This is a genomic window from Bartonella sp. PS17NMGDW (genome assembly GCF_042193555.1).
Taxonomy (GTDB): domain Bacteria; phylum Pseudomonadota; class Alphaproteobacteria; order Rhizobiales; family Rhizobiaceae; genus Bartonella; species Bartonella grahamii.
The window spans coordinates 63,178-81,995 of record NZ_JBHILY010000002.1 but is presented as its reverse complement, the minus strand read 5'-3'; the positions used below and the strand labels follow the sequence as shown (position 1 = coordinate 81,995).

Sequence of the window (18,818 nt, the reverse complement as noted above, 5' to 3'; positions counted from 1 at the left end):
AAGAACCTTCCTTATTCTATGCTTTTTTCTTCTACACAGTGGATGGGCTTTTCTTCTTTTGGATCATCAATAAGATCGTAAAATATGGCTTCATTTTTAGTTATCCACCAAATGTATTGACCACCTACATATTTTCCTCCAGAAGCGGCAATTACATTAGAACCAATGATGCGCTTACCGTTCCATTTTAAATCAACAAGCGCAATATTGCCAGCATTATGATAAGTTGCCTCAACATGCTCTTTGCTTGTTCCCATATCGCATTGATAGGAGACGGTCTCTGTTGTTGGTTCTGGATCATCTGGTACTTCAATGACTAAAGAACTTGCTAATGCATTAATTGAACCTAGGAGGAACACACTTAAAGTAATGAAAAATTGTTTAGTAAAAGAAATTTTTTTCATAATATTTCCCGTGTTATTTAAAATAATAATGTTGACTCATCTTTACAGAGGATAGGTTTTTTTTCTTCTGGATCCTGAGAAAGGTCATAAAGCATGACTTCTTTGTTCTTCTCCCACCAGATATACTGAGCTCCTGCAAATTTTGCTCCTGTCGCCGCGATGACATTAGCAGCAATGACACGATCACCGTTCCATTTGAAATCAACCAACGAAATATTGTCAGCATTAAGATAGACTGCCTCAACGCGCTCTTTACCTGTTCCAGTATCACACTGGTAGGTAATGGTCTCTGTTTTTGGCTCTGGATTGTCTGGTACCTCAATGATAAAAGAACCAGCTAAGCTATTGTTTGAGCTGAAGATTGATAAACTTAAAGCGGTGAAAAATCCTAAAATATGTAAAGTTTTTTTCATGATGCTTCCCTATATTCCTATATTGCGCACAAAGAATAATTTGATTGATACGATGGTGTCTACGGCAGGATTCGAACCTGCGACCCCAGGATTCATACCACTTCGATTTTCACCGCCAGCTTTTCACGGCTGTTTGTGGTCTGGACTGTCTCTTCACCTTGAAGCTTTTGCTCTTTAGGTGCTGCCCGTTCAGTCTCTACACCTTTCTCTCATTTGAAGAGAGACTTGGCTCGGGATTGGCATATAGTCTCCCATGAAGCTTTCCCCGAATTTGAGCAGATTCACTTTGAGGATTTCTCCTCAAAATGCCCAATTTTTTTAGGAATCCTGTGCTCTATCCTACTGAGCTACGCAGACATCATCATACTTATTCCTTTAATAGAAGTATAAAAACGAATCAATTATATTCAATATGAATTAACGAATTTCTGCTAATTTTTGTTCCAGAAAAGTCAAAACTGCTTCCGGAGAGACATTTTTTGCAATAAATGATTGACCAAGTCCGCGTGTTAAGATGAAGGTCAAATTGTTTTGCGAAACTTTTTTATCTTGAGCAATGAGAGTTATTAAACTTTCAGCATCTGGTAACTTCCCTGGGATATCCTTTAATTGTGTAGGCAAACCTATAGATTTGAAGTGTGCTTCAATGCGTTGTGTAAGTGTGGGGTTTATCAAATTTAGTTGAGCAGAAAATTGATGCGCTAGAATCATTCCAATTGCTACAGCTTCACCGTGAATTAAACGCTTTGATTCATAAGCCGTTGCTGTTTCAAGCATGTGTCCAAATGTATGGCCGAGATTTAAGAGCGCGCGCTCTCCTGTTTCTTGTTCGTCACGTGCTACAATGGCGGTTTTAAATTGGCATGAGCGGACAATGGCTTCTGTTCGCATAGGGCCATTAGAAAAGACTTCTTGTCCATTTTTTTCAAGCCATTCAAAGAAATTAGGCTGGTTAATGAGTCCATATTTGACCATTTCTGCGTAACCAGCACGAAATTCGCGCGGTGGTAGGGTATCAAGAAGACATGTGTCAGCAATAACGCATTGCGGTTGATAAAAAGTACCAATAAGATTTTTACCATATTGGCTATTGATTCCAGTTTTTCCACCAACGGAGGAATCAATTTGTGCAAGAAGCGTTGTGGGCATTTGAATGAAGTTCATACCACGGCGGATTATACTTGCCGCAAATCCTGCTAGATCGCCAATGACACCACCGCCAAAAGCAATAACACAGTCGCCTCTTTCTAAACGCGCAGCAAGAATTTGATCGATGACAACTTGCAGGGTTGAAAATGATTTTGATTGTTCTCCCGCTTCTACAATAATAGGGACAGTATGAATTTTATTTTTTGTTAACTCTGCTTGTAATATCTCCAAATGAAGGGAAGCAACATTTGTATCTGTAACAAGTGCCAAGCGCGTTGGATGAGGATCTTTTTTGTTAAGAGCATGTTTAATCTGTGAAGCAGCTTGGGCAATCAGACTCGGACCAATGATGATATCATAACAGTGTTTGTCCAGTTTAACAGTGACGGTCTTTGTTTGCATGCTGATTTTCCCTATTGTTAATTTCTGTGTATAGGTAGTGCTCTACAGATCGTATAACATTTTGTGCTACGGTATGACGGCTTTCTTTATGACTGTTAATTGTTAAGTTTGCCTTTGCATAGATAGGATAACGCTGTTCCATGAGTTTTTGCATGGTTTCTTTAGGATTGGCTGTTTGAAGCAGGGGGCGTGTTGGGTGCTTTGAGACACGTTGCATGAGGATATCAAGATCGACTTTTAGCCATATGGATATACCATTTTGATGAATGGTTTTTCGGATATTTTCGTTTATGTAGGCACCACCACCTGTTGCTAAAACAAGGGGACTTTTTTTCATTAGGTTCAGAATAACACGCTGTTCAAGAGCACGAAATTCTGATTCACCATAAATTTCAAAGAGTTCAGTGATTGTCATTTGCGCAGCTTTTTCAATTTCTTGGTCAGAATCATAAAAGGGTAAACGGAGCATGGTGGCGACGCGTTTTCCGATCACTGATTTGCCTGCTCCCATAAGACCAACAAGGACAAGTGCTTTTTTATCAAGGGACGATAAGAGCTGATTCTTTATTTGTGTTATAGGGACGCGTTTTGGTCGATTGCTTTTCATAACTTTATTTCGGCATTTATCCATCTTAAAGTCAATTCCTGTTAATCTTTGTGAGGCATAATACGAGATAGAATATTTTTGGGTAGGTTATTATCTTATGCCAACATTGACCAGATTTTTGATGATTCTTTTCATTTTGCTTTCTGTTCTTTTCATTATAATGGGTGCTCTTGTGGTTTGGGTTGAACCAGTAACTGTGGATATGTACATCGATGTTCCCTTGGATTCATGGAATCTTTCTACGGAAGCGAATCAATGAAATGAAAAGTGGTGCTGTGATAGATCATTTTCTTGAGATGATGAGCGCGGAGAGAGGAGCTTCACCTCATACGCTTGCGGCTTATCAGCATGATTTGCAGTGGGCACAAGACGAATTGTCTTCACACTCTGTTTCGCTTTTTTCAGCACAAAAAGAAGATTTAATTGCCCTTTTGTCGCTTATGCATACTTTTGGTTTTGCAGCATCGTCACAAGCACGCCGTTTATCGACTTTGCGTCAGTTTTATCAATTCCTTTATGCTGAAGGGTTGAGAGCAGATGATCCCTCTCATGATATTGATGCACCTCGTCAGGGGCGCCCTTTGCCCAAAATCATGAGTGAAGATGCAGTGATAAAATTGCTTGATTTAGCACAGTTAGAAGTCAATCAAGCAGATTATGGGTCTAAGGATTATCTGCGTGCATTGCGTCTTCAGCTATTGAGTGAAATGCTTTATGCAACAGGATTACGTATTAGTGAATTGGTGAGTTTGCCTGTGCAGGCTGTTCGGGGGAAAGCATACAGCATTTTGGTTCGTGGTAAGGGCAAAAAAGAACGAATGGTGCTGTTATCAAAAAAAGCATATCAAGTTCTTTTGCAGTGGTTAAATTTACGTGATCAGGGAAAGGATGTCGCAAGTCCTTATCTTTTTCCTGCGAATTCCGAGACAGGATATATTGCTCGTCAAGTTGTTGCGCGGGAGTTGAAAAATCTCGCTAGAAGAGCAGGAATAGAAAGTGATAGCTTTTCTCCCCATGTGTTGCGCCATGCTTTTGCTAGTCATCTTTTGCAAAATGGTGCCGATTTGCGTGCAGTTCAACATTTGTTAGGTCATTCTGATATTGCTACCACTCAGATTTATACCCATGTGTTGGAAGAGGGACTTTATCGTTTAGTTAATGAGCATCATCCACTTGCCGATGAGTAAAAGGCTCGTTAAAGAAAAGGTGATGTTTTTGAAAAAGACTTTATAAAGCAAATTATAAGTGTATAAGTGACACTGAATGAGTTGGTACAAATGTATAATTATCTTGATTTTGAAAAACCAGTTGCTGATCTTGATGGGAAAATTCTTGAATTAAAAAAAATTTCTCAGGAAAAAGGCAGTCTTGATATGAGCGATGAGATTGTTCGTCTTGAAGCGCGATCTCAAACAGCGTTGCGCGATATTTATAAAAAATTATCGCCGTGGCAAAAAACACAAGTGGCTCGTCATCCTGATCGTCCCCATTTTATGGACTATTCTAAACGCCTATTGAGTGATGTTACACCTTTGGCAGGAGATCGCAAGTTTGCTGAAGATGAGGCTATTCAAGCTGGGTTTGCACGTTTTAGGGGAGAAGCAGTTGCTTATATCGGTCAAGAGAAAGGTCACGATACACAAACACGTTTGCGCTATAATTTTGGTTCTGCACGCCCAGAAGGATATCGTAAAGCTGTACGTATTATGGAAATGGCTGACCGCTTTGGTTTGCCACTCCTCACTTTTATTGATACAGCAGGTGCTTATCCTGGGGTAAGCGCTGAAGAACGTGGGCAAGCGGAAGCAATCGCTCAATCAACAGCTGCAACTTTGCGTTTGAAAGTCCCTGTGGTTTCCGTTGTTATTGGAGAAGGCGGTTCTGGAGGGGCGATAGCAATTGCTGCAGCCAACAAAGTTTATATGTTGGAGCACGCGATTTACTCTGTTATTTCACCAGAAGGAGCAGCTTCTATCTTATGGCGTGATCCAGCTCGTGCAAAAGATGCTGCAATGAATATGCGTATTACCGCTCAAGACTTGTATCGCTTAAAGATTATTGATGGCATTATTTCGGAACCTTTAGGGGGGGCGCATCGTGGCAAAGAGATTGTCATTGATGCAACGGGTGATGTTATTTCAGAGGCGTTAAAAGCTATGGCTGGAAAAGATGGTGAAGCTCTTAAACAAGAGCGAAGGGAAAAATACCTTCAAATTGGTCGATCTCTAACATAGGTTATTTTTTGTGAGGGGATTGATTGGAGTTTTATTCGATGATATTTAGAAGATTCCTCGCTGTGTGTGTGTTGTTTTTAATGGGAATATTGACGGCATGTGGGGGAAGATTGCCAGCTTCTATTCGTGCCAAAGTTGAGCAGCCGTTGCCACAAGAAATCCAGAACAGAATGGCTTTATACGATATTGATCCTTATGCACCAATTGTAATGCGATTTTTCAAGGAAGAAAATCTTGCTGAAGTTTGGAAGCAATCTCGTTCAGGGCCTTTTATCTTGGTTGCTCGCTATGGCATTTGCAAATGGTCTGGTAAGCTTGGACCTAAATATAAAGAAGGAGATTTTCAGACACCAGAGGGGTTTTACACTATTAGCGCAAACCAAATGAATCCTTATTCAAAATATTATCTTTCTTTTAATATAGGATTTCCTAACCTTTATGATCAGGAAAATGGTCGTACAGGAAGCAATCTTATGGTGCATGGTTCTTGCTTTTCCGCAGGTTGTTATTCTATGAGTGATAAGAACATGGCTCAGATTTATGCGTTTGCACGGGATGCTTTTAAAGGAGGACAAAGAGAGTTTCAGTTGCAGGCTTTTCCTTTCCGCATGACCGAGGATAATATGTTACGTCATAGCAGTGATCCTCATTATCAATTCTGGGTTATGCTTAAGAAAGGTTATGATTTTTTTGAAAAAAATCGTCAGCCTCCAACTGTTGAAGTTTATGGAAAACGTTACGTTTTTAATCGCGATATTGATAAAACTTCAGTTTCTCTAATACAGTGAGTGTTATTGTATCCTGCTGCACCGTACTATTACTTATAAATGGCGATACAGGATATGAAAAAACTTTACGCATAAGGTGTCTAAGTGGGTAGTCAATCTTTTAAAGTGCAGAGTTTTTTCATAGAGCTTTGCGTAAGTAAATTAGATGAAGTGGAAAGCCAGGAGGAATTTTCTCAAAGAAGTTGGATTGTTTGCACATCGGTAGTGGTGTTAATCGTCGTTTTTAATAAAGAGTAAGTTAACATAAAATGCGCCTCTCTTTTTATTTCTTTCAAAGAGTTTTATTCTTTCATGCTGTAAAATATTGTCTTATCATGCTGTTATATAAGATACATTCACATATTTTAAAATCCGATATTGCCTCTGTCTGATTTTTGTTTTTTGCCTCAACAGGGATTTTGATTTCAATTAGCTGGAGTAAATATAGAGTTGAGCAGAATATTTTAGAACCAAGAATTTGTCCAATCGGTTTGTGAAATGAATCACATGAAGTGGTTTGCAGATGAAGCGCATTTAGAGAGAAAACAATCTGATTACAGATTGATGGATATTAAATTTTTCATCATAACAATTTGATTTATAATAATTTATCATTTTGCAATTTGAGTTGAGGGACTCAATATCATCAGATTCTTTTATCTTAAAATCTGTTTATGATGAATTAATCGAAACCATTTTTTGCACGTCATAAAATTGAATTGGCATGTGAATAAAACTCTTAAAGAAAGGAGTACAGATATTTCTCATGAGTACTCTAAAGTACCAAGGTTTTCCAAAGCATTTTCAACTGGCAAGAGCATGAGGCTACCAGCTTGCATATTTATGGAGTAAAGATGGAGAATGGGGCTTATACATTTTATGGAGAATTTTGTATTATATTATTTGTAGGTAGCGTTTTGAAATAGGGATGATGCGTATTGAGAGACGGTTTTTTTAACGAATGCGTGAGTTCGCGATACAATGATGTTCTATTTTGTGTGAGGGTGACTATTTTACAGATAAGGGTAATATGTTAGCGTTGGAGTGTTTTTATACGTGGTCATTTTGCATCATGCGGTTTTGTAAGAGAGCTAAAAAGTTTCAATTGTGGTAGTCTATGGGAATTTTGCCGTCCAGTGAAAAGGTACGGATAATTTTATAGGAGACATTATTGTGTAGAAAGCATTGTTAAAAATGTGTATTTTCTTATTTTTTATTCCATTATGTGAATAAACTTGAATAGGAGTGTTTATAAATTTATAACATATTGATTTATAAGGATACTTTAGTGTTATTCAACTTGAATTAGAATCTTGGATACCGTAGGATTCTCCCGTTTCAAAGTTTCTCCATGTTGAATCAATTAAAACCATTTGCTTGCGCATTACAAACGGGGATAGCCGTGTGGGTAAAGCTGTGTAAGAAAAGACTAAAATGCTTTTTACGAACCGTTTCAAGTGCCAAGAGCTTTTGTTTCAACATTGGGGATTAGCAAAGTGTGTGATGATGCCGGTTTGCTCCTTTAAAAGCATAAAGATGGTGGTGCCAATGAATTTAATGGTGTATCATTGAAGGGGGGAAAAAATTAAAATTTTATTCCTGGAATGACTAGAGGATTTTCTAAGAGAGCTGTTTTGTCTGCAGTATCTATTGCTGGTTTATTAAAGAAAGCATTGAGGAGCTTTTGTATTGCTTCTTTTTCAACACCATCGGCAATGATGACAAAACGTGTTTGTTTTATTCCTTTTGGCCATTCTGACAATCTTATGGGAGGATGAAAAAATGTTTGTACGCCATGTAATATAAGTGGGCGATAAGGGTCATCACGCAATGCGATAATTGCTTTAATACGTAATAATTTTGTACCATAACGCTCTTGTAGGATATCTAAAAAAGCTTCAATTGTGGCGTAATCAACAGGACCCTCACAGTTGAGTGAAAAGGTACGAATGGTTTTATGGGGGGTATGATCATGTGGGGTATTCGTAAGATTTTGTTTAAGTTTTGTATTTTCTACTTTTTCATCCCATAATGTGTTATTTATTAATAGCTTTGAACAGAAATCTTCAGAATGGGCGTCAATGATTTGTGCTGTAGGATTAATCGTTTTAAGTGTGTTAAGGAGCGTATCTGAAAGCGTTTGTTGAGCCATAAGGTCTGTTTTGGTGAGAATAATTTTATCAGCAAATATTAATTGTTTATATATTTCAGGATAGCGCTCACATATGGAAAGTGTGCTTAATGTATCGAATGTTGCAAGAACAGCATTTATAGACAATGTTTGAATAAACAACGGGTGGCTTAAAAGTATTTGTAAAATAGGGGCGGGATCAGCCATCCCTGTGGTTTCAATGATAATATGATGGAGTTGTTTGATCTGTCCTGTCTGAACGCGATTTATTAAATCAATTAATGTATCGATGAGATCACTGCGTAAATTGCAGCATAAGCAACCATTGGCAAGCTCAATAATTCCTTCTGTCGTTTTTTCAACCAGAAGGTGGTCAATACTGATTTCACCGAATTCATTGATGATAATAGCACATTCTGTTAAAAGAGGGTCTTGTAACATACGGTTGAGCAAAGTTGTTTTGCCAGAGCCTAAAAAACCAGTAATAAGCGTGAGAGGGATGCGCTTTATTTTCATGTTAATCATCAATCATGGTTTCATTTAAAAAAACATATCTTAGTACGTCTAACAAATTTATAATGGTATCCGCGAGGGATATAATGGTCAATCTCCTATGAAATCCATTGTATCACTATCTTTACGCTTATAAAGTTAAGTGCACGTGGGTATATCATACACTTTTTAGCGTCAATGTTGTGATAATTCTTGGTTCTTGAAAGGACTTATAGGAAGAATTTTTATTCTTTGTTTTAATTATTTTATCTACATGTTCATCCACCTTGTGGCGCGCAAGAGACTGGTTTTTATTGATTCAACAAATACAGATTTGAAATGAGAGAATCTTACATACTTGTGATTCTGACATAAGGTACAAAATAATTAATTTATCATTATAAATCAAAGTATTATAACTAATTGTAAGGTTATGATTTATGGTTTTTTATAGAATGGTTTGCGTGCCTTTTATACGGAATATAGGGTTTTCTTAGTGGTTTTACTGTCATTTTAGGTGTTTGTGGCGTACGAATGAGGTGTACTGATAAAGGATGAGAAAAAGAAGGTGGAGCAGTGATAAAAGGAGAAGTGAGAATAATATTTCCTTGATCATCATATGAATTTGCATGCATTTTTATGGCTTCAGGTGTGCATGTTTGTTGTCTCATATTGTTGGCTTGTGTTATGTTGCTCCCATAAGGTTTTAATGTTGCTAGTGTTAATTGGGGGCTTCCTTGATGCAAAAATCCTGTTTCAAGAAGTTGTGCAGCTTTTTCTTCTCTTTCACTTATGTTGTTAGCACCCAGAATGACAGCAATAATTGTACGTTTATTGCGGGTGGCTGAGGCAACAAGATTAAAACCAGAGGCACAAATAAAGCCTGTTTTCATACCGTCTATTCCATAAAAACGGCCAATGAGGTTGTTTGAGTTATGCTGGATTTTTCGATTATTACCAAAATCAATTGCTGGAATAGAAAAATAATGAGCATATTGTGGAAATTCTCGACGTATCTGAACGGCTAAAAGAGCAATATCGCGTGCCGTGGAGTAGTTTTGAGAGTCTGGTAAACCACTTGCGTTCGCAAAATGCGTTCCAAACATGCCTAAACGTTTAGCTTCGCTATTCATTTTACGTACAAAATTTTTCTGTGAACCTGCAACAGCTTCACTCATGGCAATGGCTAAATCATTGGCAGATTTAACCATGGTGATACTTAAGGCTGTATCAAGTGTGAGTACGGAACCAGCTTTATAGCCTGAACGATATGAAGGAGCTTTTACGGCGTATTCGCTGATGGTGATATGTTTGTCTGGTGAAATTTCTCCTCGGCTCATGGCACGAAAAATAACATAAGCGGTCATTAATTTTGTCAAGGAAGCAGGATACCAACGCTCAAAAGCTTGATTATGTTTTAAGATATGCCCCGTTGTAACATCAACAGAAATAAAAGGCTGCGCTAGAGCAACAGCGCTCGATAAACTCAAAATCACAGAAAAAAATAAATTATAGAAGAGACGTTGCATTAATTTAAATCTAGTTCCTTCTTATTCGTTATTTAGAATTGTTTTAATGTAGCACACAAAGCTTTTAAGTCTAGGTTAGGGAGGAAAGATGGTTAATTGCTGTATTCGTTGTGTCTCGGAGATAAAAACCAATACTCATTTTTATTTTCCCCTTGAATTTGTTTTGATGGCTTAAGTATCTCAAGAAATACTTTTTAAATAATGAAGATTGCACAAGATTTCAGGTTCTTGGGGGATTGATGTTTCTCAGGAAGGAACGAAACGGCATAATCATACATTTTTCTTGTCCTCCTGGTAGGATAGCCCTCGGCACTTGAGATTAAGACGGTTCGTAAAAAGCATTTTAATCTTTTCTTGTATCGTTTTATTCACACAGATATCCTCGCTTGTAATGTGCAAGCAAACGATTCTAATTAATTCAAAATGGAATAGATTTGAAATGAGAGAATCTTAAGGTATTCAGGGTTCTCATTCAAGTTGAATAAAGATAAAATATCATTATAAATCAATATGATGTATGTTGTTTAAACGATTTTAAAGAGAGAAAGAATTCTTTCTCAAAAAAATTCACACATCAATCATTTCTTGTAATGTACATGTGTTTTATAATTTTGAATTAGAAAGTTTGAAGTATCTTTCTTATATTTTTGTTCCATATACTCTGCTCAATATACAAAGTGATGCATTATTCTGATCAATCAGCACATTGTTTCATGATGAATGATTTAGTTTTTGAAGTTTCTGAACAGCGTATGGTGGCATAGGAGGAGGGGTAGGATCTTGAGCTGCTAAGAGAAGCAGTTCATCACACGCTTTTTCAGTTTTTTGGACAAGTTGATCTAGAAAATCACGTTTGCTTAAACCAGCTTCTATCGGGGGAAGAATACGGACACGAATTGTTCCGGGATAGCGGCGAAAATTATTGCGTGGCCAATATAAACCCGCATTGTGTGCAATAGGCACAACTTGAAGCCCTAATTCATTATAGAGCGCGACAATTCCTGACTTATAATCTGGTTCTTGACCGGGTTGTCGGCGTGTTCCTTCGGGAAAAATCAAGATTTGGCGCCCTTGTTTTACTTTCTCTTTTGCTTTTTGTATAACCATTTTTAAGGCTTTGATGGGCGTTGTGCGGTTAATGGGGATAATTTGTGTTTTTGCCATATACCAGCCAAACAATGGAATCCACATCAATTCACGTTTTAAAATGAGAGTGGGGTCATCAAAATAGGGAACAAGACTGAAAGTTTCCCAAGCCGATTGATGCTTTGGAGCAATGATATAGGGTCCTTTGGGAAGATTTTCTAATCCTTCAATCTCATAACTTGTGCCTGCGATGTATTTTTGCAAAAAGAGTGTAACGCGCGCCCATGTTTTAGGGACAATCCATGCCTTTTTGCGGGGCATTAAAAAATAAACGGGAGCGTAAAGAATCATTTGTATGAGAGTTGTTGTATAAAAAGCGAACGTAAAAAGAATAGAACGAAGGATAAGCACTACATTTTCCATTTTATATCTATAAGAAGACTTCATATATAATATAACTCACATGAGAAAACATCTTCTTTATGTTTTTTCAAACATCTATTTTTTCGGTAACTTATTTTCCGATATTTAAAAACAGAAGGAAAGAGGTTGATGGAATTACAAAAAGATAAACTTTTTATTCCACGGATTTTATCTATTGCGGGAACAGATCCTTCTGGTGGCGCTGGAATGCAGGCGGATTTGAAGGTTTTTTCAGCTATGAAAACTTATGGTATGAGTGTGGTTACAGCTGTTGTTGCACAAAATACTCAAGGTGTGCGTTCTTTTCAGGCATTAGATGCTTCTTTTGTTGCAGATCAAATTGATTCTGTTTTTGAGGATATCCATGTTGATGCCGTTAAAATTGGTATGGTTGCAAATGCTCAGATTGCACAGGTTATTGCACAACGTCTTGCTTATCATAAAGCGCGTTTCATTGTTTTTGATCCGGTTATGGTTGCAAAAAGTGGTGATGTTCTTTTAAAGTCTGATGCAATTGAAATTATGCGTGACGTTCTTGTGCCGATGTCAACTTTGATCACGCCAAATTTGCCTGAAGCTGCACTGTTATTGGGAGGTGAAGTGCAATGGTCTTTAGAGACTATGTATCAATATGCTCCACGACTTTTGGCGCTAGGGTGTCATGCAGTTTTGTTAAAAGGGGGACATTTGAATACGCTTAGCAGAAATAGTACAGAAAATTACGATTGTTCTAGTCCAGATCTTTATTGTGATTGTGAAAACCTTTTTATGCTTGAAGCTTCTCGTCTTTCAACCACTCATGATCATGGGACAGGGTGTACCATTTCTGCCGCTATTGCAGCTCTGTTACCTACCCAACCCTTGGATTGCGCTGTTAAACAAGCAAAAGATTATTTGCATGGCGCTTTAACTGCCTCAAATGCTTTAAAAGTAGGGAAAGGGCGAGGGCCGCTTCATCATTTTTATGCATTATGGAAAGATTAATACAACAATTGATTGTGAAAAATCTTCACTCTATGAATTTGTTTCGTCATTATATGCTGTTTTGGATTTATGACTGGTAAGTGTTAGTGCATTGTAGTTTAACAGTTATTTCGTATTAAGAAGGATGAGAAAAAAATGTTATAATTTGTTTCTTTTATATATTTTTTAAGATTAATGTATCCTGTTTCAGAGGCAATTTTGAGTATAAAAAAGAGAGCAAGGAATTGTAAAATCAGGATTTGATAGAAAAAAGGGTAGGGGGAAAGGCCTTTTACAAGGCGATATTGAAACTGGTTGATCCCACTATATTTGCTGTTTATTATATTGGTTGCAAAACAGGATGAGCCAAAATCGTTATCAAAATTATTAAATATATCTAACATTTACAGAGTTTTTGTCGGCATGGGTAGGGTTTTCTAAATGGTAATTGATACGTCCTGATGGAATTATCAATGATTTTTCAGGCGATGTGGTGAATTTTTTCGGATATTACAACGTCATTATCCTCTTTTTATGGAACTGCTTTATGAAATTGCTGACATTTCAGATGAGCAGCTGTGAGGAGTTTCAACATTTAATACAGCAAGATCTAGAAACTTTCACGGATTTAGAGCGGGTTTTAAGGTTTTTATATTTATAGTGATTAAGTTTTAGCGAGAAAGTAGTTGATCGCTCAATCGGAGTTTCAATAGATCTGTAGCGTGTGGTTTAATTTTTTCAAACTTGAATTTTTATTCTGTCATTTAACGGATTTCATCATTAAGTATTTAAAACGATCTGATTTTATTGTGCGCTATGACTGTTCAACACCTTATTTTACGTTGATTGAAGTTATGTTCCTCATGTAAAATAGTATGCTTCAAGTAGAATGCACTTACATTGTTAATTCACATGTTTATTTTAAAGAGATTTCTCTCAAGGTGTGTCACATCCATCATTTATAATAACGTCCGTGAATGCTCTAAAGCTCCTATGAAGTGTATAAAGCTATTATGCTTCCCATTTTTATGTTTTTAAGGTGAAAGGGGCCCCCTATACTATTTTTAGCTCCCAATGTTGCGATAAGCTTTGGTATTTTAGAGCGTTTATAAGAAGAACTTTTATTCCTTTCTTCAAGTGAATTTCATTGATACATCAATTCCGCTTGTGATGTGTAAGCAGATGATTGTGAGTGATTTAATATATAGAGATTTGAAATGAGATAATCCTATGATATTTGAGATGATTGCTCAATATGAATAATAATAAATTACCTTTATGAATCAAATTATTGATTTATTTTCGTGTTGAAGATTATTCTGGATAAGAATTTGTTCAAGCAAGAGGGTTATCGAAGGATGTCTACGCTGTTTGCACAAGTACAAGGGAAAATTTCTTTTGTCATTTCAAATGATGTGCCAGAAATCTCAAAAACTTAATTTATTCAAATAGTAGGTGAAAACAGTTTATTTCGTGTAAAAATAATACAATTAGCGTGAGATATTTCTCATTATCAACTGTGATATAAAAAAGAAACAATATACATAAAGGACCTTTAAAAGGGTTTTGAAGCTCCTTTGGTTATTGTATAAAGCGAAGATTTTTTCTATTAATTGACTAACAGATTAACCATCTAACAAACTATGATGTAACTGTAGTTTTAAATATTTGCTTTCGAGTTTTTTATAATTATCAGTAACAGATAGTAAATTATCAATCATATCAAATAAAATTTTCACTTGTTCAACTTAGATCTTTTATAGATATCTTTTTTAAGACAATGATCCTGAAAATCATAAAAGTAAGAAAAATTGAGTGAGTCATTTGAAACAATTATATCTGTAATAACTTTTTTAGCTTTTCATTATCAGTATTAAAGGAGATTGGCTAAACTTTCTTGGTTGTATAGATTGGTTTTCTGTATTTGAGTTTTGCTGAAAATAATAAATTCGCTTATCGATGAAAAGAATTCATCGCTCAATGATCATGTGTTTATTGGAATAAACTTTAAATTCACTAAAGTTTATAAAACCCAATTTTTTATAAATGCCAATTCCCTCGTGAGATGCTTGCATACCAATAACATGGCATTTCTTTCTTTTTAAATGCTTAATAGCAATTTTTGTCATGAATGTCCCAACACCTCTTTTCTGAAAATCTGGATTGGTGACAATATCATACACTCCACCAACTCCATCGGCTTTAATACAAAAACATATTGCTACAGGATTGTTATTTATATAACCAACGAACATCTCTACATCAGAGTCTTTTTTATAACAACGGCCTATTGTTTCATAAAATATAACCGCTTCTTCATCAAAAGGCTCGAATACTGATGCCATAACATTTCTGTAATCTCTAAAATCTTGAAGAGATTCAACTTCCTTGATTTTGAAGTTATCCGGCATAGAAGTAACATGTGAGTCTATATTTTGTGCTAAAGCTGCCATTCCTACCTCTGTTTCAACAAGCTCTAAACCAATAGATTAAGAGAACTTCATCAACTTTATAATGAGACGAATGAGGTCCAACCCACCAAGCTAAAGGCAGTTTTTGTGCATTAAAGGAATGGATTATGGATTTTGCTTGGTTTGTAGGTATAGTTTCTTGTAAATTTTTAGCAGAGACAATATTGAATGTGTCTGAAGCAAATGTTGAATTAACAGAAGATACTCCATTTGGAAAATCAACAACCTTCATTTTAGGGCATAATTTCGGTAAAAAACGTACCTTTGAAAAAAAGTTATTCTCTAACGATAAGTCAATTTTTGATTTGTTTAATATTTGCTCTCTTTGTAATTGCTCATCATTTTTTAATACTGGGGCTGTAAAAAATCCGTTAGCTCGAAAGTAATCCCAAATTCTTTTACATAAGCTTCTATAATCTGCAAAGCCGCAAAAGATCTGCTGCCAATAGTGAAAAAATTATTCTCGGGATGGCAAGAAATAAAGTTATTGTTGCTAAGCAGCGTCATGAACCAATGGGAATTGTTCATTTCGCTTTTCAAGCTTATTTTACACGGCTTTAACGACTTAACAGACAACAGCAACCTTCCAGAAAAAATCCGTCTAAGTTAAAAATTGTTATCTGATAATCTAAGACACCAAACCAATAGATGCTTCATAAGAAATTATGAATCTTAAAAAAAACTTTGAAAAAATAAATTTGTAAAAAAAAACTAGTGGCAAGCTACAGCTCCACGCAAGAACGAATAAATACAAAATTCAATGGAGCGGGCGATGGGATTCGAACCCACGACCCCAACCTTGGCAAGGTTGTGCTCTACCCCTGAGCTACACCCGCTTACCGATTCGATATATATCTTGCCTGTATGGCGTAGGCTTCTACGAATTGCAACAAAAAAATATCATTTTAGTTTGATTTATTTTGTCCATGTTTTAATAAAATGAAATAAAGATTGATTTTATAAGATTCTTCAGTAATAGATTATTCCTTTTTTAATTTTGCATAGAGAGGGGTGGAATATAATGTTGAAGAGAATAAATATATTGGGGATTATCATTGCAGCTGTTTTTATGATGAACAGTGTTGCAAAAGCGGATGACCAAGTTAAACACATTAAAGTTGCACTCACACAAATTATGGTCCATCCTGCTGCGGATGCCGTTCGTAAAGGTGTGGAAGATGTTCTTGCAGAAAATGGTTATAAGCAAGGTGAAAATTTTCAGCTCACCTTTTTATCAGCGCAAGGCAATATTTCAACAGCAACGCAAATTGCACGTAAATTTGTTGGTGATAAACCTGATGTTATTGTAGCGATTACCACGCCTTCAGCACAAACAATGCTTGCGGCAACAAAAACAATTCCTATCGTCTTTGCGGCGATTTCTGATCCTATCGGAGCTAAAATCGTTTCTTCGCTTACCAAACCTGGCGGTAATGTGACGGGGAGTTCTGATCGTATAGATGTTGCAGAAAGTGTTAAACTTTTACAAGAAGTAAAACCAGATTTGAAAAAAATTGGTTATCTTTATAATGCTTCTGAAGCAAATTCTGTTTCAACACTTAAGGTGTTAAAGGATGCGGCAAAAAAAGTTGGAATTGAAATCGTTCCTTCATCGGCACCAAAACCTTCAGATGTTCAGGCAGCAACACGGGCTTTAATCGGTAAGGTAGATATCATTTTTATTCCTGCTGATAATACTGTTCTTTCTGTTTTAGAGGGTGCAGTAAAGGTCACACAGGAAGCAAATGTTCCTATATTTACTGTTGATGCTAATTCTATTGGACGCGGTCCTTTTATGACGCAAGGTGTGAATTTCTATGATGTAGGGGGTGATGCTGGGAAGTTGGTTGTGCGTATTCTAAAGGGTGAAAAGCCTGGTGATATTGACGTTGTGCAGGCGGCTAATAATGACATTCGAATTGATATGAAAGCAGCAAAAAAAGCGGGGATTGTTATTCCGCAGGCAGTTATTGATCGCGCGACAAAAGTGATTCAATGACTTTCATTGATAGGATGTTGATACAATAAAATACGTTAAGTTTTCATGGGGATTGTCTTTACATGAATATATTTGCGTTTTCTGGCGCTGTGGAATTAGGTCTTATTTATGCTTTTGTGGCTATAGGGGTTTATCTCTCTTTTCGCGTTTTGGACTTTCCTGATTTAACAGTTGATGGTTCATTTCTTCTTGGGTCTTGTGTCTGTGGTGTCTTGATTCTTTTAGGTTTTAATGCATGGGCAGCTATGGCATGTGCTTTTTGTGCAGGCATGGTAGCTGGTTTATTAACAGCTATGTTGAATTTGCGTTTTGGTATTTTGAATCTTTTGGCTTCCATTTTAACAATGTCAGCGCTCTATACGGTTAATCTTCGTATTATGGGAATTATGGGAGGATCTAATGTTAATTTAGCGCTTGCTGATACGGCGTTAACGCCCTTTTATAATCTGTTTGGTTTGTCTGATATTTTTGTGCGGCCTCTTTTCATTGGTATTGTATTGCTGGTTGTGGCGTTTTTGATTTGGCGTTTTTTGGAAAGCGAAATAGGTCTTGCTATGCGTGCAATGGGAGCTAATCCACGGATGGCTACAGCTCAAGGGGTTCATACGTCGGCGTTAATTTATTTTGGTATGGGGCTTTCAAATGCCTGTGTTGCACTTGGTGGTTCTCTTTATATTCAAACTGCGATTGCAACGGATATTACCGGTGGAATTGGAACAATTGTTTTTGGGTTGGCAGCTGTGATTATCGGTGAAACTTTATTTCGTACGCGTAATATTTTTTGGATTATAATCAGCTGTATTGTGGGGTCTGTGCTTTATCGTGTGGCGGTGCAATTTGCATTTGAGGCAAATGGAATTGGTATTGATACGTCGACAGATCTTCAGTTGATTACTTCACTGTTGGTTATTTTAACCCTTATTGTGCCACGCTATTGGAGGAGGCGTAAACGTGATTGAGTTTTCTCATGTTGGGGTTACATTTAAACCGCAAACACCTTTGGAAAAACAGGCTTTAATTGATATTAACCTTAAAATTGATCAGGGTAGTTTTGTTACGGTTATCGGTTCAAATGGCGCTGGTAAATCAACCTTGCTCAGTGTTTTAGCGGGTGCAACGCTTCCCTCAACAGGGAAAGTGGTTATCAATGGGCAAAATGTTTCTAGGCAGTCAGTCAGTGAACGCGCTGGAAAGGTTGCTTGTGTTTTTCAAGATTCTTTGATAGGCAGTTGTGGTTCTTTAACAATTGAAGAAAATTTGGCTCTTGCTGCTCTTCGAGGAAGTCGTCGTGGTTTGCGTTCGGCTTTAAACCATGAGAAACGGCAATTTTTTCGAGAAAAAATTGCTCAATTAGGCATTGGTCTTGAAGCATATATTCATAATCCTATGGACAGTTTATCAGGTGGGCAACGCCAAGCTGTTTGCCTTGTGATGGCAACATTAGCTCATGCGGATGTTTTATTGCTTGATGAACATACCTCAGCGCTTGATCCTGGAATGGCTGATTTTGTGATGCGGTTGACTGAAAAAATCGTTAAAGATAAAAAGTTAACGACTATTATGGTGACTCATTCTATGCGTCAGGCTCTTGATTATGGTGATCGCACCTTGATGTTGCATGGTGGAAAAGTGATTTTGGATGTCTGTCATGAAGAGCGTAAGGGCTTGGATGTCAATGACTTAATTGGCATGTTTCAGAAAGTTCGCGGGGAAGTTCTTGATGATGATGAACTGTTAATGGATTAATA

General features: G+C 36.9%; 16 protein-coding genes and 1 tRNA gene. 8 read left to right on the top strand and 9 right to left on the bottom strand.

The genetic code is table 11. The annotated features are described in order from the left end of the window. Window positions 1–11: 11 nt before the first annotated feature. The 4 genes from ACFIJK_RS01805 to ACFIJK_RS01790 form a co-directional block, all read right to left on the bottom strand. On the bottom strand, window positions 12–404 hold the full coding sequence (locus ACFIJK_RS01805; RefSeq protein WP_375626080.1) for an MliC family protein: 393 nt from the start codon (window positions 402–404) through the stop codon (window positions 12–14). A 17-nt stretch (window positions 405–421) separates the two neighbouring features. Then, a complete protein-coding gene (locus tag ACFIJK_RS01800) occupies window positions 422–817 on the bottom strand; it encodes an MliC family protein (protein WP_375626078.1) in 396 nt (131 codons plus the stop codon). A 417-nt stretch (window positions 818–1,234) separates the two neighbouring features. Next, window positions 1,235–2,368 (bottom strand): 3-dehydroquinate synthase, encoded by a 1,134-nt coding sequence (gene aroB / locus ACFIJK_RS01795; RefSeq protein ID WP_375625546.1) that lies wholly within the window; start codon window positions 2,366–2,368, stop codon window positions 1,235–1,237. Continuing rightward, on the bottom strand, window positions 2,343–2,975 hold the full coding sequence (locus ACFIJK_RS01790; RefSeq protein WP_375626296.1) for a shikimate kinase: 633 nt from the start codon (window positions 2,973–2,975) through the stop codon (window positions 2,343–2,345). The genes aroB and ACFIJK_RS01790 overlap by 26 nt, the downstream gene beginning before the upstream one ends. Before the next feature lie 260 nt (window positions 2,976–3,235). On the opposite strand from ACFIJK_RS01790, the gene ACFIJK_RS01785 reads away from it, so the two are divergent. From ACFIJK_RS01785 to ACFIJK_RS01775, 3 genes are all read left to right on the top strand, one after another. After that, entirely contained in the window at window positions 3,236–4,162 is a 927-nt protein-coding gene (locus ACFIJK_RS01785; RefSeq protein ID WP_375626075.1) for a site-specific tyrosine recombinase XerD, read from the top strand. Window positions 4,163–4,252: 90 nt separating this feature from the next. Next, window positions 4,253–5,209, top strand: coding sequence for an acetyl-CoA carboxylase carboxyltransferase subunit alpha (locus ACFIJK_RS01780; RefSeq protein ID WP_375625548.1), 957 nt, complete (start codon window positions 4,253–4,255; stop codon window positions 5,207–5,209). A 38-nt stretch (window positions 5,210–5,247) separates the two neighbouring features. Beyond that, entirely contained in the window at window positions 5,248–5,997 is a 750-nt protein-coding gene (locus ACFIJK_RS01775) for a L,D-transpeptidase family protein (protein WP_375626073.1), read from the top strand. A gap of 1,564 nt (window positions 5,998–7,561) precedes the next feature. Here ACFIJK_RS01775 and ACFIJK_RS01770 read toward each other — a convergent pair. The 3 genes from ACFIJK_RS01770 to ACFIJK_RS01760 form a co-directional block, all read right to left on the bottom strand. Beyond that, on the bottom strand, window positions 7,562–8,623 hold the full coding sequence (locus ACFIJK_RS01770; RefSeq protein WP_375626071.1) for a CobW family GTP-binding protein: 1,062 nt from the start codon (window positions 8,621–8,623) through the stop codon (window positions 7,562–7,564). A 407-nt stretch (window positions 8,624–9,030) separates the two neighbouring features. After that, window positions 9,031–10,128, bottom strand: a complete 1,098-nt coding sequence (locus ACFIJK_RS01765; protein WP_375626069.1) for a D-alanyl-D-alanine carboxypeptidase family protein — start codon at window positions 10,126–10,128, stop codon at window positions 9,031–9,033. Between the two features lie 711 nt (window positions 10,129–10,839). Continuing rightward, window positions 10,840–11,637 (bottom strand): lysophospholipid acyltransferase family protein, encoded by a 798-nt coding sequence (locus tag ACFIJK_RS01760; protein ID WP_375626067.1) that lies wholly within the window; start codon window positions 11,635–11,637, stop codon window positions 10,840–10,842. Window positions 11,638–11,766: 129 nt separating this feature from the next. Between ACFIJK_RS01760 and thiD the strand changes: the two genes are divergently transcribed. Beyond that, on the top strand, window positions 11,767–12,621 hold the full coding sequence (gene thiD / locus ACFIJK_RS01755) for a bifunctional hydroxymethylpyrimidine kinase/phosphomethylpyrimidine kinase (protein ID WP_375626066.1): 855 nt from the start codon (window positions 11,767–11,769) through the stop codon (window positions 12,619–12,621). A gap of 1,949 nt (window positions 12,622–14,570) precedes the next feature. Here thiD and ACFIJK_RS01750 read toward each other — a convergent pair. Continuing rightward, complete coding sequence (locus tag ACFIJK_RS01750; protein ID WP_375626064.1) at window positions 14,571–15,053, bottom strand: GNAT family N-acetyltransferase; 483 nt, start codon at window positions 15,051–15,053, stop codon at window positions 14,571–14,573. Between the two features lie 125 nt (window positions 15,054–15,178). Between ACFIJK_RS01750 and ACFIJK_RS01745 the strand changes: the two genes are divergently transcribed. Then, window positions 15,179–15,457, top strand: coding sequence for a hypothetical protein (locus ACFIJK_RS01745; RefSeq protein ID WP_375626063.1), 279 nt, complete (start codon window positions 15,179–15,181; stop codon window positions 15,455–15,457). A 375-nt stretch (window positions 15,458–15,832) separates the two neighbouring features. Here the strand turns inward: ACFIJK_RS01745 and ACFIJK_RS01740 are convergent. Beyond that, window positions 15,833–15,907, bottom strand: a tRNA-Gly gene (locus ACFIJK_RS01740). Window positions 15,908–16,092: 185 nt separating this feature from the next. Between ACFIJK_RS01740 and ACFIJK_RS01735 the strand changes: the two genes are divergently transcribed. The 3 genes from ACFIJK_RS01735 to ACFIJK_RS01725 all read left to right on the top strand — a co-directional run bounded on the left by ACFIJK_RS01735 (window position 16,093) and on the right by ACFIJK_RS01725 (window position 18,816). Then, a complete protein-coding gene (locus ACFIJK_RS01735; protein ID WP_375626061.1) occupies window positions 16,093–17,070 on the top strand; it encodes an ABC transporter substrate-binding protein in 978 nt (325 codons plus the stop codon). Between the two features lie 62 nt (window positions 17,071–17,132). Further along, window positions 17,133–18,029, top strand: coding sequence for an ABC transporter permease (locus tag ACFIJK_RS01730; RefSeq protein ID WP_375626060.1), 897 nt, complete (start codon window positions 17,133–17,135; stop codon window positions 18,027–18,029). Further along, a complete protein-coding gene (locus ACFIJK_RS01725) occupies window positions 18,022–18,816 on the top strand; it encodes an ABC transporter ATP-binding protein (protein WP_273787584.1) in 795 nt (264 codons plus the stop codon). The genes ACFIJK_RS01730 and ACFIJK_RS01725 overlap by 8 nt, the downstream gene beginning before the upstream one ends. Window positions 18,817–18,818: the final 2 nt, after the last annotated feature.